The 16,246-nt window shown below is 64.9% G+C and carries 16 protein-coding genes; 11 read left to right on the forward strand and 5 right to left on the reverse strand.

The window, feature by feature from the left end; genetic code table 11:
• Positions 1-1,186 (reverse strand): DUF4226 domain-containing protein (locus EET13_RS24475; RefSeq protein ID WP_122444692.1); only part of this gene is annotated, 1,186 nt, incomplete at its 3' end.
• Between the two features lies 1 nt (position 1,187).
• A complete protein-coding gene (locus EET13_RS30595) occupies positions 1,188-1,325 on the reverse strand; it encodes a hypothetical protein (protein ID WP_168991331.1) in 138 nt (45 codons plus the stop codon).
• Positions 1,326-1,728: 403 nt separating this feature from the next.
• On the opposite strand from EET13_RS30595, the gene EET13_RS24480 reads away from it, so the two are divergent.
• Both EET13_RS24480 and EET13_RS24485 read left to right on the forward strand, forming a co-directional pair.
• Complete coding sequence (locus EET13_RS24480) at positions 1,729-2,364, forward strand: WhiB family transcriptional regulator (RefSeq protein ID WP_122444693.1); 636 nt, start codon at positions 1,729-1,731, stop codon at positions 2,362-2,364.
• A gap of 369 nt (positions 2,365-2,733) precedes the next feature.
• A complete protein-coding gene (locus tag EET13_RS24485) occupies positions 2,734-4,005 on the forward strand; it encodes a helix-turn-helix domain-containing protein (protein ID WP_425294269.1) in 1,272 nt (423 codons plus the stop codon).
• Positions 4,006-4,028: 23 nt separating this feature from the next.
• Here EET13_RS24485 and EET13_RS31000 read toward each other — a convergent pair whose 3' ends face one another.
• Complete coding sequence (locus EET13_RS31000; RefSeq protein ID WP_211189133.1) at positions 4,029-4,580, reverse strand: hypothetical protein; 552 nt, start codon at positions 4,578-4,580, stop codon at positions 4,029-4,031.
• A gap of 362 nt (positions 4,581-4,942) precedes the next feature.
• Here EET13_RS31000 and EET13_RS24495 point away from each other — a divergent pair, with 362 nt between their 5' ends.
• A complete protein-coding gene (locus EET13_RS24495) occupies positions 4,943-5,479 on the forward strand; it encodes a hypothetical protein (RefSeq protein ID WP_122444694.1) in 537 nt (178 codons plus the stop codon).
• 92 nt (positions 5,480-5,571) lie between these two features.
• Positions 5,572-6,867: a hypothetical protein gene (locus EET13_RS24500; RefSeq protein WP_122444695.1), complete on the forward strand. Its 1,296-nt coding sequence runs from the start codon at positions 5,572-5,574 to the stop codon at positions 6,865-6,867.
• Between the two features lie 1,270 nt (positions 6,868-8,137).
• Here the strand turns inward: EET13_RS24500 and EET13_RS24510 are convergent.
• Positions 8,138-8,803 (reverse strand): DUF2637 domain-containing protein, encoded by a 666-nt coding sequence (locus EET13_RS24510; protein WP_168991332.1) that lies wholly within the window; start codon positions 8,801-8,803, stop codon positions 8,138-8,140.
• Positions 8,804-9,185: 382 nt separating this feature from the next.
• Between EET13_RS24510 and EET13_RS24515 the strand changes: the two genes are divergently transcribed.
• The 4 genes from EET13_RS24515 (at position 9,186) to EET13_RS24530 (ending at position 13,365) form a co-directional block, all read left to right on the forward strand.
• Positions 9,186-10,091 carry a ParA family protein gene (locus EET13_RS24515; protein WP_122444698.1) on the forward strand — a complete coding sequence of 302 codons (906 nt, stop codon included), beginning with the start codon at positions 9,186-9,188 and terminating at the stop codon, positions 10,089-10,091.
• 338 nt (positions 10,092-10,429) lie between these two features.
• A complete protein-coding gene (locus tag EET13_RS24520) occupies positions 10,430-10,612 on the forward strand; it encodes a hypothetical protein (RefSeq protein ID WP_244604093.1) in 183 nt (60 codons plus the stop codon).
• Between the two features lie 446 nt (positions 10,613-11,058).
• Positions 11,059-12,165 carry a hypothetical protein gene (locus EET13_RS24525; protein WP_136623244.1) on the forward strand — a complete coding sequence of 369 codons (1,107 nt, stop codon included), beginning with the start codon at positions 11,059-11,061 and terminating at the stop codon, positions 12,163-12,165.
• Between the two features lie 150 nt (positions 12,166-12,315).
• A complete protein-coding gene (locus tag EET13_RS24530; protein WP_122444705.1) occupies positions 12,316-13,365 on the forward strand; it encodes a C40 family peptidase in 1,050 nt (349 codons plus the stop codon).
• Between the two features lie 12 nt (positions 13,366-13,377).
• On the opposite strand, the gene EET13_RS24535 is transcribed toward EET13_RS24530, so the two are convergent.
• Complete coding sequence (locus EET13_RS24535) at positions 13,378-14,010, reverse strand: helix-turn-helix domain-containing protein (protein WP_122444700.1); 633 nt, start codon at positions 14,008-14,010, stop codon at positions 13,378-13,380.
• A 463-nt stretch (positions 14,011-14,473) separates the two neighbouring features.
• Here EET13_RS24535 and EET13_RS24540 point away from each other — a divergent pair, with 463 nt between their 5' ends.
• From EET13_RS24540 to EET13_RS24550, 3 genes are read left to right on the forward strand one after another with little or no spacing between them, the layout of a single operon-like run.
• Positions 14,474-15,409: an HNH endonuclease gene (locus EET13_RS24540; RefSeq protein ID WP_168991333.1), complete on the forward strand. Its 936-nt coding sequence runs from the start codon at positions 14,474-14,476 to the stop codon at positions 15,407-15,409.
• A complete protein-coding gene (locus tag EET13_RS24545; RefSeq protein WP_136623245.1) occupies positions 15,402-15,743 on the forward strand; it encodes a hypothetical protein in 342 nt (113 codons plus the stop codon). Before EET13_RS24540 ends, EET13_RS24545 begins: the two co-directional genes overlap by 8 nt.
• Positions 15,740-16,228, forward strand: coding sequence for a DUF4326 domain-containing protein (locus tag EET13_RS24550; protein WP_122444703.1), 489 nt, complete (start codon positions 15,740-15,742; stop codon positions 16,226-16,228). The genes EET13_RS24545 and EET13_RS24550 overlap by 4 nt, the downstream gene beginning before the upstream one ends.
• The last annotated feature ends 18 nt before the right edge of the window (positions 16,229-16,246 follow it).

The raw sequence follows: 16,246 nt of genomic DNA on the forward strand, positions 1-16,246 counted from the left end.
GGCCGGGGCCTGCCGCTGGTGGTTGCCCATGATCACCGGGGCCGCTGCCCTGATGCTGGGGATCGGTCAGATCGCCCGGCTTGCTGCCCTCACCGCCCTCGCCGCTTTTGGCGTCCTTGCCGGTGTGGGCGTCTTTGAGCTCGTCGGCCTTGTCCCCGGCGTCGGGGTCGTGGTTGTCGTGCAGCGCCGATCCCAGCGCCGACCCGAGATCGCCCAGGCCGCCTCCGCCGATGCCCGGGATTGCCGATCCCGGTGCGGCCGGGATGCCGGCCGCGGCACCCAAGGCCGGGCCTAACGCGCCTGGCAGTGAGCCCAACAAGCCGTCCGAGGGCAGCCCTCCAGACAGCAGCGGATCATCGCCAAGCCCCGGATCTGTGGGCACCACACCAGGGTCGGCTCCCGGCGCGCCCGGGGTGGTGGCTGGACCCGGCGGCGTGGTGCCCGGCGTGCCCGGTGGTTGGGTGTCGGTCTTGTCGCCGGGGTGCCCGTTGGTGTTCAACGCGCTATATCGGGCGGTCAGGGCGTCCATCACCTTTGCTTGCGATTGCGCATCCAGGTTGGCGTTGCGCACGACGTTCAAAATGTCGGAGGTCTTGTTTTGCAGGAAAGTGGCCATCTCCTCCATGCCGGCCCGGGTTTGTAGTGCCTGAGGGCCGATGCGTTTTACCTCGTCGATCACCGACTGTTTGAGTGCGTCGAGTTGGCCTTTGCCATGTTCGTCAGCGGCGGTGGCGGCCAGAATCGCTTCAGTCAATTCCACGTCGGCGTCGTTGAGGGCGGAATGATTTTTCTCTAGAGCCGCGTCAAGCTGCTTTGCGGCGTCGGCTGCGCGGCCGGACAACTCATCACTACCCGGGGTCGGTGGCGCTGGCGTGGTGGGGCCGCCCGGTGGTGGGGGCTGCCCTGGCGTTGGGCCCTGCGCTGAGGGTGGCGGGTTCAGCGGGGGCGCCGGGTCAGCGCTCGGTGTCACCTCGCTGCCGGTCTTGGGATCGAAATATTTCGGCCATTGGTTGCGTAATGCCCCGATCAGCGAGTCAGGAACCCACGTATCGCCCGAGGTGTGATCGTCCAGGATGGCCTTGAGGCGGTGGTAATCATCATCGTTGAGCCCACCGCGCCAATTGTCGTTATGTAGCAGGTTTTCGATATGGGTGATCGCTGAAACCACTTCGTCTTTGGTCGCCAATTTAGATCACCTCGGAGTGCGCTGGGGCGGGGTCGTCGTGGTTGTCGAAGGCGCGTCCCTCACCCGGCGGCGGGCCGGTCAGCAGGTCATCGACACACGAGACGAGTTCGGTCATCAGATCGCCTGCCCATATCCGCATGAGCGGCCACCGTAGCCGTGGGGCGGCTCATTCGCCCATCACCGATCTGGGGAAATCGCTGAAATGTGCGACGCCGCAACCCAAATCCACCGGAATCCACTGCCGCGGCGACTTTGGTGGACTTTGCGACACACCGCGCGCGGTGCGCGGTATTACAGCCCGTGGGGTGTAACACTGGCGGCAACCAACCACCCGTGAAAACCGGAGAGGACCGCTCAATCTCGACCCACCCACAACCACATAACCCTCGCCCTGCACGCCAAAAGTCCCCCGAGCCAACGCCCGAGGGACTTCGGGTCCACCGACAGAAGTAGCAGCTTCCATCAGCAGGGCTCCGCACGCGGAACCGGTTTACCAACTACCGGCTCCATCATAGAAGGACGCCTTCGTTAGCCACAATAGCATCTCTCACCCCGGCTTATGCCAACAAGCGCCGAGCCGCTGGGCCGACCCCACCCAGCAAGCCGCCACTCGCCGGCTGTGCATGAAATGCCCACGCCTACAACGCTGCCGGCGCGAAACCCTCACCGAAAAACGTGCATTCGGCATGTGGGCAGGCGTCTGGATCGACCACGACCTGCCCGCCAAACGCCATCTGCTGCAACCGAAATCGCAGCTACGCAGCATCACCGCACCCCCACCGCGAAGCACCCGAGTGGGACCACTGCCCATCAACGAACTCGACGCACCGGCTGCGGCCATGGTCACCGCCCGATCCAGCGGCCACTGCGAAATCCTCGCCCCCGCATGCCTACTCGACCAACACCTCATCTTCACCCGCCGCACCCAAGGCAGCCCGCTGCCGGCCGACTCCCCCGCCGCCGCACTTGCCGCCTGCACCAACTGCGCCGAACTCATCGAACAAACCGATACCGACACCGCGCAGCGCTACGACTACATCACCACCACCGCCCACCCCATCACCAGCTGGCCCGTCTACTGGCGCCAACACCACTGGGCCACCCTCAACCACTTCGGCCACCTCATCGACCTACCCGAGCCCACACCCCGCGCACCGCGCCTGCGCCCATCGGCCTAGCAGCGCCTACGCGCCGCTCTAGGCGCCACGGAATCCAGCACCGAGCTTCACCAACAACGAAGGGAGATCACGCCACTGGCCCAGTGAGACCTCACGCCCGGTACCCCATTGCGCCGGGCACATGCGACATCTCAATAGCGGTGCCAAGAACCCACTAACCGACGAAAGCCCCGCCAAAGGCGGGGCCATGTCTGAAGTTTCGAACCGAGTTGGCCCTCGGTTCTGGGTCTTCGCACCCATTGCCCCAGAAAGGGACGTGTCTTGACCGACTCGTCTCACGGTAGCGCATACCTTGCCGCAGTACCAGATACGGCACGCCAACGATGCGCAAACCGTGACATTCTCACCACCCGGCCCCCGGACCAGCCAGTGTCCTGGCGACCGCCCACCTACCGCGGCTGTAGCGCGCAGCGACGTCGCCGCGGCACCGTCCGTACTACCCCGATCGCCGATGTCCTAGCAATCCGCCAGGGCCGCCGACTCAAAGGCGGTGATCTTCCGCCGGCGAGCCTGTTCGTCAACCTCGAACTCGAGGACGACGCCTACGCCGGTGTGCCGTGCTGGTCAGGCGGGCCCGCACGTTGGGCACACGTCACCGTCGCCGCGGCCTACGACCACCGCTACAACGACATCCGGTCGCAGATGACCTCTGGCGGCATCGCCAAACAAACGCTGATCGTCATCGCGGCCGCGTTCGCCCGCTATGCAGACTCAGACACCGGCCGCAACGCCCGACCCACCAACGACCAATTGGCCCGCGCCACGGGGTTGACCGAGCGCACCGTTCAGCGGGCCCGCGAATGCCTACGGCTGCTCGGGGTGGCCACCGAGGTCCTGCGCGGCCGCCAACGCACCTACATCGAACGCATGGCGTCTTGGCGGATGGGCGATCGCCACCGCGGCTGGGCCTCGGTGTGGGCGCTGCACGACGACGCCCAGCTCAACCGGGTTATCCACAGCGTGTCACCCCACCTGGAACGGTCCCCAGCAACCACCCACACCTCACCTCAAGAACGACTGATCACTACCCGCGGGCGCCCCAAGGGCGCCCGGCACGGCGTCGCTACGCGCCGCCCAGCTCCAGACAAGGGGGGTCGGCGCCTGGCCGCTGCCTGGCGCACCGATCCCCACGCCCCACCGTGGGCCCGACGATTCACCCCAACCAGCTGGGCCGCCATGCTGGCCGCTCCCGCGGCCGCCGGCTGGACCCCACGTGACCTCAACCAGCTCATCACCGACTGGCTCGGCGTAGGCCGGCGCATCCCCGACTCCCCCGCCCGCCCGATCGGCCTGCTGGGCGCCATCCTGGCCTGGCACGGTACGGACAACCTGGCCGATCGGCCAGCTGCCCTGGACGAGGCTCGCGAAGCTCAAGCCCGCAGGGTCGAACAAGCAGGCCGTGCGGCCAGCGCGGCGGCCCACGACGCACACCTGGCGGCCCGAGCCGCGGCGCAGCTCGCACAGCGTGGTCCCGGCCGTGCCGAAGCGTTCGCCGCCCTATCGGCCGCGCGACACCGCAGCGCCCAGCGCCGAACCGCTCAAGCTGCCGCCGAACAAGCACGCCTCGAAGCACTCATCGAACGTGCCCGCCGCACCGACAAACCCGCTCCCGACGCGCGCCGACGCGACCTCTGGCGCTAGAGGGAAGGGTGTCGCCGAGTGCTTTATGCCGACAGCAACTCGCGGGCGCCGAGCAAGGATGTCGTTGCCTCCCGAATCAGCTCGACCGGATCCAGCCCCAGCTGCTCGGCCACGGCAAGCAGCTCGGTCAAAAAGTCCCCATACCCTCGCATGAGTGCAGATAGACCCCGCCCCGCCGCCTCCTCGAGCTGCCGCAGCTTAGTCGGGTTGTAGCGAACCTGAAGCGTACAAGACATGCTGCCGGTCACAGAAGCCTGCGAGTTCGTGGCGCGGACCGCCTCGATCGCCCGCACGGTCGCCGGATCGAGCAGCGATGTCGTTGCCTCCCGAATCAGCTCGACGGGATCCGGCGCCTGCTGCTCGGTCACGGGAAGCAGCTCGGTCAAAAAGTCCCCGTACAGTCTGATCAGACTGGGCAGACTCGGACCCGCCGCTGCCTCAAGGTGCCGCAGCTTGGTCGGGTTGTAGCGAACCTGAAGCGTACGAGACATGCTGCGCGTTTCCGAGCCTTGCCGCTTCTTGCGGCGCCCAGCTTCGATGTCGCGGGTACCGGGGGCGCGGCGTGCTGGACTCATGTCAGCGGATTCCTTTCGCTGCCAAGGACGGTGCTGGCGGTGTAGGGAAGGCTGGCCTGTGCCGGCGGTAGCTGGTGTGAAACACGCCGCGGCATGACGGTCCTAGCCTCGGGGTCTGCTCACGTAGTTTATGAAAGTCAGGAAAGGCCAGCGACTTACGAACCGGGACACAGGTCAGACCGATGGACGCTGGCGCTGACAAGCGGCGATGCAAGCCCCAGTACCGCGCGCCGGGCTTCATCCCAGTGAAATTCATGAAAGTAAGTGTCCCATGGAGTAGGCCGGGAGTGGTCTAGCGACGGCCGGTATTTCGCAACTTACTTTGTTTACTTTCATACCCCGTGTCGGGGCACAATGGAGAGATGTCATCGGCGCCCGGCCCGGAAGCCTACTCATTGGCTCAGGCTGCCCAGTTGCTCGGTGTCAGCCCGCAACGGGTAGGTCAGATGGTCAAGGCCGGCGCGCTGAGCGGGCCGCAGTATCAGCTCAAACGGGTACCCAAGAACGCGCCCCGCGTCTGGAAGTGGGCAGTGGACCGCGAACTGGCGCTGCGCCAACCTCGCTCACCATTTGACTCGCCCGGCCAGAACGACACTAAGACCGCCAATGACTACCAGGACCTTGGGCAATGGTTGGAACACAAAGAGGCGCGAATCAACGCGGCCGCCCAAGAACTCAAAGTCGCCGCCGACCTCGCACGTCAACAGGCTGCCGAGGATCGCCGCAAGGCGCGCGATCTCATGTCCAAACTGGCCAAGGTGGTCATTCAACAGGCCGAAGTCATCGACCAATTGAAATCGGATCTGGCGTTGGACTTCGACCGCAGCGAGCAGATGCTCGACGCCTACTCCAACGCGCTCACCCAGCTGCTCACCCCCGACGACCTCGGGCACCTGTAGCGAACGCCGGGCCAGTGCCGGGGGGACATGTCGGCTGGATTGATCCAGCCACGTCCCGGAAATGAAGCTAACCACCTGGTATTATCGCGATTATGAACAGCTCGTCAAACGTGCTAAACACCGTCGGTGCAGCCCAGTCCATCCCCCACGTAACCTGGTTCGGCCAATTTCTGGCCTGGTATCGCACCGTGGTCGCGCGTGTGACACCAGACCAGGTCGACCAGTGCGGCGGCCCCTCCCGGGGCACCCAAACCCCCATCGAAAAGGGCGACGCCGACGCCGTGTCGGCAGAGACGCTCGCCAAATACGAACACGCCTACACCCAACTGGTGCCCCCCGACAGTGACTACAACGTCACCATGCTTCAGGCGGCCTTTGCGCTGTTTCGAAACCAGGCCAACGACCAAGACCGCACCCAGAAACTTCAAGACACCAATTACGCCTGGAACAACCAAAGATTCATCTTCCTGGGCCTGCAGATCCCCAGCGGGGAAGAAGTCGCCGGCCAGGGGCTAGAACTGCTCCACGACACCAGAGTTCACTACGACTCCGAAGACCGCAGGGAGTTCGTTCAGCAGGCCGGCCGCATCGCAGTACAACAGCCCGCCGTGACACTCGTGCCAGCCCAGCACGAACCACACATCTTCGCCCTCGCCCTGCAATCTTGGCGCAAGGTAAAACCCCAAGGCGGCCGGCGCAACGTCCTGTCCCGCACCCCTGGCCCACGAGTCCCGTTCGACCCGATCGGAGGCGTCTGCGACCTCGACGAGGCCCTCACCCGGGCCGAAGCGCTCGGCCTGCACGGCAGCGACGCCATCGACCTGGCCTGGGTCATGTTGGTCGCCAACGAGCTCGCTGCGCACGAGTCGGCCGATCCCATCAGTCTCATCGACACGGTCTTCACAGACCACGTGGCCTTGGACAGCTTCAAACGGCTATTCGACCAATTCGGGGCCGAGCCCAACCTCGCCGAACTGGCCGCCCTGACCCGGCGGGTACTGAGTCCATGGCGCAACGAGTATCTGCTGGCGACATGGAGCGTTCGTCTCGAAAACACTGCCGAAGGGCAAAAGTTCCTGTGCGCGCGCGAGATACACGATCAATCACTCGGTGACATCCGTGAACAGTCGGTGTGGACCTATGACGACACCCAGTTCCCTCTCCTACCGAACGTGCTAGCGAGCCAATACACCCCAGCGGTTGTCCTCACACCCGAGCAGGTTCGCCTTCATCATGTCGGGCCAGCCGAGCCGGTCTATGGTTGGTTCCCCGTCTACGGCGACCGAAGCCTCCTGCGCAACAACGCCACTCGCCGCTGGATTGCCGTCCAGACACCACCCACATACGGCGACACCCGCCGCCACGGACCTGCCGACGAATTCGACTGAGCCACCCGGCCGTAACCGGGTCAGCACCGAGGCCACCCCAGCGGCACTGATCGCCTAACCCCCAACCCGAAGAATCACTCGACGACGTCGTAGACCACGTCCCTGGGCCAGTCCCCTTCTCCAATCTGGAAACCATTGCGACTTCACTCGTGCTGCCGGCGACTCGGGAACCCCGTCCCCTTGGAAAGGAGGATGCCAGGTGTACAGCCTCGCCAGATTCTGTGCCAGCCAGGGCGCCGTGGGCCGCGGGGCCGGCCCGGGCGGTTGCATCTGCACGGCAGCGCCGATAAAGCGGCCGATCCACGCCGGCGATACCCGTGGGGCCCCTTCCATATGAGTCGGAGGTAGTTTCCAGCTCGTCCCACATTGTCACCAGGGTGAATATTCCGCTGGCTCGACTAACTGGCAGCACCAGCGCACCCACGCGTGCCAATGTGCGGTGGTCGGGCAGATCGAGGATCAACACCGTGTACGGAACAGCAACCCCATGCCGCCGACATTCCTCGATGGTCTCGCACCCCACTTCACGGCAGATGGAGCGCCGCTCGCCGATGATGTCATCCCGCCAGCGCTCCAGCTATTCGATAGGAACTTCGGTGTGCGGGAACCCATGTTCCCGTTGCGGCTGAATCTGCGGTTGGCGACTCACAACGATGTCCAGGTCGCCATCCGGCTGACCCGCAGACAAGGATTTCCCGATCAGGGTCAGCAGGCCGGTTTGTTCGTCAGCACCGGGCCACCAACGGGTGATCGCGCAATTCATTCCCGCCCGCCCGGCCGACTCGACACCAAGGGTCAGCCCGTACCGCACGCCCATCGGTGCCAGTACCAAGTGAAGCAATCAACAATTCAGTTACCACCTTCAGCGAACTCGACAGCAATGATCGCGGGAAAACGCCGTTCGCTTCAACCACTACCCGTCCGCGGAGGCGAATTGCGCCGAAGCTGGTCTGCAACCCGGTTGGTTCCCCGTCTACGGTGACCCCGTAGGTCTCCTGTGCAACAACGCCCCTCCCGCTGGAGTCGCCGTCCAGACGCCACCCACATACGGCGACACTCGCGCCCACGGTCTTGCCGACAGCCACTGCCAGTAACCCGGTTCGGCGCTGGTGCACCTGGGACAGAGCCAGGGAAATACCGGGCGATCCGGTACACCCGCCGGCGTCATACCACCATGCGGTGCGCGGCTCCCCGACGTCAACTGCTGGCTCCCCGCGGACTCCCCACTGACTCCCCGCCTGTGGGGAGGGCGATCGGACGGGTTTCGGCATCAGGTTGGGCCCGCACTTACCGGAGCCCCCTGCGCCGGCTGCAGCAGCTCCAGGCTGGCGGTCTTCAACGCGCCGACCGTGCCTTTATCGACGTTGTGCTCGAGACCGACCTGGCGGTGTGAGATGCCGAGATCGTGCACGCTGCGCAGGATTTCGGCGACCTTCACCACCGGGAGTTTCGTTTTGCCCCGCTCAACGAGCTGCGAGGCGACCGCTTCCCACTTGTTGACCCGCTGCGCCGTCAGTGCTGCGGCGGCCTCTGCCGGCTGAGTGGGGCGGAAGCGCCACAAGACTGCTAACCCGTGGGTGTCAGCCAACAGCGATAACGGCGCCACCGTGGCGATCGCGGCCGCCAACCAGGGGTTCAGCGGCTCGTCACGCGGCAAAACGGCGTGAAGCGCGTTACCGCTCACACTGACCAAAGCGGCCGCGCCGAGCATGACCCAGAAGAACCGCCGATTGGACCGCTGGTCGGGATACTCCGCCAGTGCCACGATCGCCATCGTCGCAAGCACGATGGTCCCATCCACCGTTACCGGCCATAACCAGGCGAAATTCGAGTACATTTCGCAGCGCCGAGCCAAGTCGTACAGCGAAGCGAATGACAACGCAAAGCTCGCCACACCAATGACCACCGTGATCAGCGCCGCGGCCGAGCGAGTCAACCGCAGCATCGTCTGGCCTCGCGGGCCCGCTCCCCTTGACACCCGCCGCGAGGCGTCCGTGTCCGAGCTCGGTGTTCGATCTGTGTCATCTGATGTCTGCGCGGCGCGGGCGGGTACCTGCATCGTTACCATCTCAACCCTTCCCATATGGGCCATTATATAGTATAACCTAATCTAGTCTAGTCTAGCAGTAGGATATCATAGCTATAGCTAGCTAGGCATAGCAAAACTTAGTTATGCATATATATGCTATCTGTACATCAGCTTGCATTAGCAAACTATAGATACCTGTATGAAAGCTAAGCAAAGATAATATTTGGGTAGATAAACTGATATCAGCAAATGTTCTGTTACCCTATGGGACATTAGCTCATATAGCGGTATGAAAGGACTGCTTATGGCCACCTCGGCCTTCGCGAACCTCAAAGGCGGGGTAGGGAAAACCCTAGTCACCCTGGGTACCGCCCACGCCGCTGTCGCCGCAGGACGACGGATCCTCGTCGTCGACTGCGACCCGCAAGTCGGTGTCACTGCGCAGCTCACCGACTTCACGCCCGACCGCCCGGCACCAGTATCACTCGCCGACGTGCTGGACCGGAACAACCCGGCACCCATCGATGACGCCGTCATCAAAACTCGACGGCCTGGTATCGACCTGCTTCCATCAGGCTTCGACGAACTACAGGCCGTTCAAGATGCCCTGTTCGGCCGACCGGGCGCCGAGAACTCACTGGCGCGCGTACTGCAACCGGTCGCCCACCAGTGGGATCACATCTTCATCGACACTCGACCTGCAACCGACCTCATCACCCGAAACGCCTTCATGGCCGCTGACAGCCTCGTAATCGTGCTCGAGGCAGAGGTCCCCGCGATCCGCGGTGCCGATAGCACCATGCGCACGGTCGGTGAGCTGGAGGAATACCTGTCCAAGTACCTACCGGTTGCCGGCTGGGTATTGAACCGCGTCAACTTCAGCCGAAAAGACCACCTTGACTGGCTTGACCAGATTTGCCAACTTGCCATCGACGATGAAGTGGCCCTTCTCGGTGAGCCCATCCCGCTGATGGCAGATCTGGCTCGGCTGGCCGTCGTCGGCATGGGACTCGACGAGCATCCTCGCCCGACGGCCCGGATACGGAACCTGGCGGCCAACTTCAAGACCATCCTTGACGGGATTGAACATCCATTAACCCAGGAAGAGTGCCTACAAGCAGCCGCACGAGTACAGCGACAAGTGCGAGAACTCGCAACAAACCGATGGCAAGACGCAGCAAGGACCTCAGCGTGACCAGCATCCCGAAACCGACCTTTCCAGGGCCTCGCCCCAGGCGCAGCTCCATCGCCCAGGCCGCCGCCGCCAACCGGGGGCCAACCGAACAGGTCGAAACCGACACCACAGACGCCACAAACGGCGCAACCGAAGCTCAGACCGACCCGACGCGCCAGCCGACGCAGACCGAACCGCCACCCGCATCGACCACGCCTGACCAGGGACAACCGCGTGTCACGCACGAGACGCCGCCACCGCTTCGCGCGCGCACGCGCAGCGCCACAGGCCGAGCGGGCTCATCGAGCACCGCCACCAGCGCCTCAAACAAGCGCTTAGCGCAGTCCAGGGACATCCTCTTGTCGCTGCCCGACGATCTCAAGCTTCGAATGGTGAACACCATCGCCTGGACCACACCTCACACCGGAATCAACCAGCAGCAGAAATTCATCCGCAAGGCCATCTCGGACCTGTGTGACCGGCTGGAAAAGCAGTTCAACAACGGCAACGCATTCCCCGCACCGGCCACTGCCGACGACTGACGGCAGATCTGGCGACGTCAGGCCCGTCCCTTCGCTGACTCCGTGGCGATTCGCCGGAGACAGGGTGGCGATCCCAAGCAGCAGGGCGAACGGGCGCTGCCTCTGACTCTAACCTCGATCCGGCAAACCCATATGGGAAGGAATAGCCCATAGGGGCCGATTCCAGCCGCTGGAACGGATCAGCGCCGACAACTCGCGGTGGCAGAGATCCTGTACCTCTCCCATGGTGATCGGCCGGAGAGACGGGGGGGAGCGCCGGCAGCACTGCGGGGAGTCCGCGGAGAACGTGCGCGTCGCCGGCGGGCCAGGGCGACACCGCGTACCTGAACGCGTCCACCGTTAGGCGAACAGCGTGGTGGGGCGGTTGGCCCGGCTGGTGGCGGGGCGTCTCGCCAGTGGTGTTGGTGGTGGTCGCTGTGGTGCGGGTGGGGTTACGGTGGCCGGTTATGACGCTGGATGGTCTTGTGTCTGAGGCCGGTGAGGCGTTGGGTCGTGCGCGGTCATTGTTTGGTCCTGCGGCTTTTGGGGTGGGGTTTGCCTCGACGCCGGCGTTGCAGGGCGCCGGTGAGCAGGTGGGGTCCGGGGTCGGGGAGTCGGCGGGTTCGTGGCAGGGCGGCGCGGGGTCGGGGTATCGGCGTCGTGCTGGTGGCACGGTACGGGCGGTGGATTCCACGATTGGTGCTGATGCGGGTGCTGGTGGGGGAGTGGTCGCCGGTGGTGATCACGCCACGTCGGGGCGTGCGGGTGCTAATGGGGTGGTCCAGGATGCGCGCAATGGTGTGGCCGCGATCGCGCCGGCGACGGGCACCCGGGCCGGTCGCGATGAATTGGTGGCCCATCTGCAGACTCAGTTGGCGCGTATGCGGGCGCGCCTGCGTGCCGCCGAAGCCCAAGATCTGATGTTGGCCCAGCAGATCCGTGCCGCGGGCGGCGGTTATGGCGGTGCTGGCATGCGCGGCGGCGCGCCCGCCTTGCCCGGGTTCGGTGGCGGCCAAGCCGGATCCGCCGGCCTCGGCAACACACCCGGCCTATCCTCGTTGACCAATCTCGCTTCGCTCTATCGACGCCGCTCGCGCCGAACACGCGGCAGTAACGAGCAGGCGCCGCGAGGCACCGTCGGCACCCCGTTGGGGCAGCTGACGATGGATTCCACGCCCGACCAAGTCGCCGCGGCGATCGTCCATGAAGCCCAGCGTCGAGGGTATTCGCCGGCACAGACCATCGCCATCCTTGCCGACGGTCTGCAAGAAAGTGGCCTGCGCCCGCGCGCTGTAAGCCCGAATCGGTTGTGGGAAAACGTTTTCCAGCAAGACGCAAGCTATCCCGGCCGGGGCGATCCCAACACCGCGATCTCAGAGTTTTTCAATCGGCTCCAAACCCACGGCGGGCCCAGCTCGCCGGACATTTGGAAGTCGATCTTTTGGCTGCAACAACGCCCAGGTGAGTCATCCGCCGACGCGGCGTTCGCCCACGGTCGGCAAGCCTACATGTCTGAGATACAAAGCCAAGTGGGCCGCGCTACCCAGCTCTACCGTGGCATTGCCAACCTGTGAGGTAGTAGGAGGCGCGTGGCTCCGGGGAGTGGTCGGGGACGGCGACGCCAAACCGATGCGTGAGCCGGTTGGCCCGGCTGGTGGCGGGGCGTCTCGCCAGTGGTGTTGGTGGTGGTCGCTGTGGTGCGGGTGGGGTTACGGTGGCCGGTTATGACGCTGGATGGTCTTGTGTCTGAGGCCGGTGAGGCGTTGGGTCGTGCGCGGTCATTGTTTGGTCCTGCGGCTTTTGGGGTGGGGTTTGCCTCGACGCCGGCGTTGCAGGGCGCCGGTGAGCAGGTGGGGTCCGGGGTCGGGGAGTCGGCGGGTTCGTGGCAGGGCGGCGCGGGGTCGGGGTATCGGCGTCGTGCTGGTGGCACGGTACGGGCGGTGGATTCCACGATTGGTGCTGATGCGGGTGCTGGTGGGGGAGTGGTCGCCGGTGGTGATCACGCCACGTCGGGGCGTGCGGGTGCTAATGGGGTGGTCCAGGATGCGCGCAATGGTGTGGCCGCGATCGCGCCGGCGACGGGCACCCGGGCCGGTCGCGATGAATTGGTGGCCCATCTGCAGACTCAGTTGGCGCGTATGCGGGCGCGCCTGCGTGCCGCCGAAGCCCAAGATCTGATGTTGGCCCAGCAGATCCGTGCCGCGGGCGGCGGTTATGGCGGTGCTGGCATGCGCGGCGGCGCGCCCGCCTTGCCCGGGTTCGGTGGCGGCCAAGCCGGATCCGCCGGCCTCGGCAACACACCCGGGCTGTCGCTGCCGGGGCTGAGCTCGGTGTTTCAGGCGGCGCAGCACGGCCGCCGGCACCGCGGTTCTCATGATCCCAGGGTGCGCCAGGCCGGTATCGGTTCCGGCGGCGGCCCGGCAGCTCAGCAAGCAGTCAAGGCTGCGCTTACTCGCCTTGGCCGTCCCTATGTGTGGGGGGCCAAAGGGCCCGATGCCTTCGACTGTTCGGGCCTGGTGAAATGGGCCTACGCGCAAGTCGGCATCACGGTGGGTGATGACACGCACGCCCAAATTGCCCACGGCATGGCCGTTGCTCCCGGTGACGTCACGACGGGTGACGCGATCTTCCCGAGCAATGAATTCGGCTCCAACGGTCCTGAACACGTCATGTTGGCGATCAGCCCGACTCAATGCATCGAAGCCAGCACCTCCGGTGTGCCGGTGAAGATTTCACCGATGCCTTCGGGGTTCGTGGCTCGCCGCTACGCCTGATCGGCGCCCGGCCTATTGTTCGTTGTCGCGCTGCTTGGTGCGGGCGGCGTGGGCGTGTGCGCGGTTTCGTCGCATTTCAGCAAGCACGCTGATTATTTGGTCGAATAGCTGGCCTGAGTCGTCCTGCATGGCCGCCGGGATGCCGGCGGCGATGGTTGCTTCCAGGGCTTGGGTTAGTCGATCCAATTCCGAGATGGCCGCCGCGGTATCTGGGCCGTTTCCGCCATACATCAGCACCAGCTCGCTGCAGGTGGCGACCAGGTTGGTCGTGTCCAGCGCGATATTGAGAATGGCGGCATCGCGGTTTGCCGTGGCGGCCGGCAAGTTTGGCGAGTGTGGTTGAGCCTGCCTGGTGGCCGGTTTGTCGGCGTCGCTGTGTAGCGGGGGAGCGGGGGCTCCGTCGGTGTACATCGCTGTCAGCGTGCCGGTCGGCCATCCCAGCGCATTTTCGATCTTGCGGCGATTCGTCGGCCACGGCATTGTCTTGCCGCGCTCTAGCAGCGCGACGGTGTTGATCGCGACTCCGGCCTTGTGGGCCAACTCCAGCTGCGTAAGGCTCCCGCGGTGCTCCTCGATCGCGCGACCGATGCGCAAAAGCCTCTGCTCGCGGGTCTCCTCGCGAGCAGAACCGTCGCCGTCGGGCATCGTTGAGCAGTCCTTTTCGTAATCGAGGTCGCGGGCCGAGCGTTCGCAAGGTCCCCTCGAATATAAGGGCATTGTGAACCATTGCGGTGCAAACACGACACCTGCTCTGGCCTCCTGCTCCATCCTCTTTTCAGCAAGGCGGACCCGTGATACAGCGGCTTCAATGCTGATCAATTGTCTTCAAGGCTGATCGGTGGTGTGGCGCGCCTGCACCCGGTGCCCGGCGTTACTGCCTTCAGAGACATGCTTCGTTCGCCGCAGCATGCGCAGAATACGCCGCTGACCTCGGCACACAGCTAACCTGCGGCAGCGTCAAACCCGCCCGATACGTCGCGGCGGACGCCGTCAGCCCTCGCACAGGTTGAAGAAAAATTCCCCAATAGTCGTGACTAATCGTCTTTAAGCGTCTATCTTCATGTTTACAGCGCCCGTCGTGTACCGACATCGGAAGGGAAGTACACACATGCCGACCCTGACACTCATCTCTACCTCCGCTCACCGGGAATCCGCGACGCCACCGGCGCAGGACAACGCGCCTGCAGCGCCGACCCGACTCGCCAGCGAAATCAACGACCTTGCGTGGGGGGTCTACGGCCCCAAGATCAATCCCTGCGACGTCACACCACACTGGAAGGAACCAGGGCGGTGCGGAACCTGCGGTGCCCCCATCTCCGCAGGTAACGGGATTGACGGGTTCTGCGGCCACCACTGCGCTCGCGAATATTTCGTCAACCACAACTGGCACGTGGCCCGCTACGCCGCGATACACCGCGCAAACTACACCTGCTCGCGCTGCGACTATCGCGCCGACATCGACGCCGATCCACTCGCGGCCACGCGCGAATTAGTGGTCCGCCACATCCACCTTCCGCCGTCGGGCAACCCCCGCAGCCGCGGCTGCCACCAGCACCTGTCGAATCTGGTCACCCTGTGCCGATCCTGCGACAACACCCAGCCACGAGCTGAACTCCTGCGCAGTGCGATACCGATCAACCCGCAACGTGGCGCCGATTTCGAGGACATCGACCGGTTGGGGGGACCGCCGGTATCGACGGTGTCGGCCGAGGAGCTCGCCGCCGGGCTGTGCTGCGGTCAAGATCCAGAGTTCTGGTTCGAAGCCATCAACCGCCGCCGCGCTGCCAAGATCTGCCAACAGTGCCCGGTGCGCGCCCGCTGTGCCCAGTTCGCCTTGGACTTACGCGTCACCGACGGGGTGTACGCGGGGATCTCGCTGCCCGGCAAACGCGCCCCGAGTGTATTGAAGCGCCGCCGTCAAGATCTGCAAAAGCTCGTCGACGCCGCCACCGCACCACAACGCACCCACACCAGCGCCGATGCGGACAACTACGCGGCGACCCTACCTGTCGCCGCAACCGAATTGGAGCGCGCCGGTGCCTAGTCCCCGCGGTGTCAGTAGCGTGCTGCGCGACGACGTGCTCGCGCAGCTCCGCTCGGCGCGCCGCCCGCTGACTACCCGCACTCTGCGGATGCGTGCCGCACCCGTTGCGGTGCCGGGAACCAGTGTGCGCCGCCCGCCCCTCGACCAACAGGTCTACCGGGCACTGGCCCGGCTGCGCGCCGCCGGCATGGTCACCTCGATACCAGCTTGCGGCCGATCGGTGCTGTGGCAACTGACCGAAAAAGGTTCCGCCGCCGCCGAAATCGACGCACTGGAGGCGCTTTTCGCCGCACCGCCCGCCGTTACGGCCACATCTGCCCAGGATAACGAATGATCACGCGAGCCGTCGGTGCTCTCCATGACACCGTTTTTTCGCCCCAGCCCGTTCAGCGCATCCTAGGTAAACCCTTACCCGACAACACCATCGCCGTGGACACCCACCCGCGTTGGCGCAATCAGTTCGATCCCGCACCCTGCGCCGACACGCGCCATCGCCGCGCGGCGGCCCTGGCCGAATACGCGGTCTGGTTAGCTGGCCGCCGCGACCTGATCCGAGCCCGCACCGAGCTGCAGGCGCACCACTTGGCGTGCGCGTGTCCCCTCGATCAGCCATGCCACCGCGACGTCCTGCTCGACCTGGCCGATCCCGACGTCGCCGCCGGGAGGCGATACGGGCGCGCGATCGGCCTGACCGTGCGCCGCCCATGGGCTGGGGTGCCCTCAACTTCCCGGACTGCGGACCAAATAGGGTCCTATCCGGAAAGGGCAAGGGGAGTTGGCAGAGAAATATACGAAATACAAACCCGAATTTCGCGATGAGATTGCGAAGCTCATCGT

It is taken from the genome of Mycobacterium attenuatum, assembly GCF_900566085.1.
GTDB lineage: Bacteria > Actinomycetota > Actinomycetes > Mycobacteriales > Mycobacteriaceae > Mycobacterium > Mycobacterium attenuatum.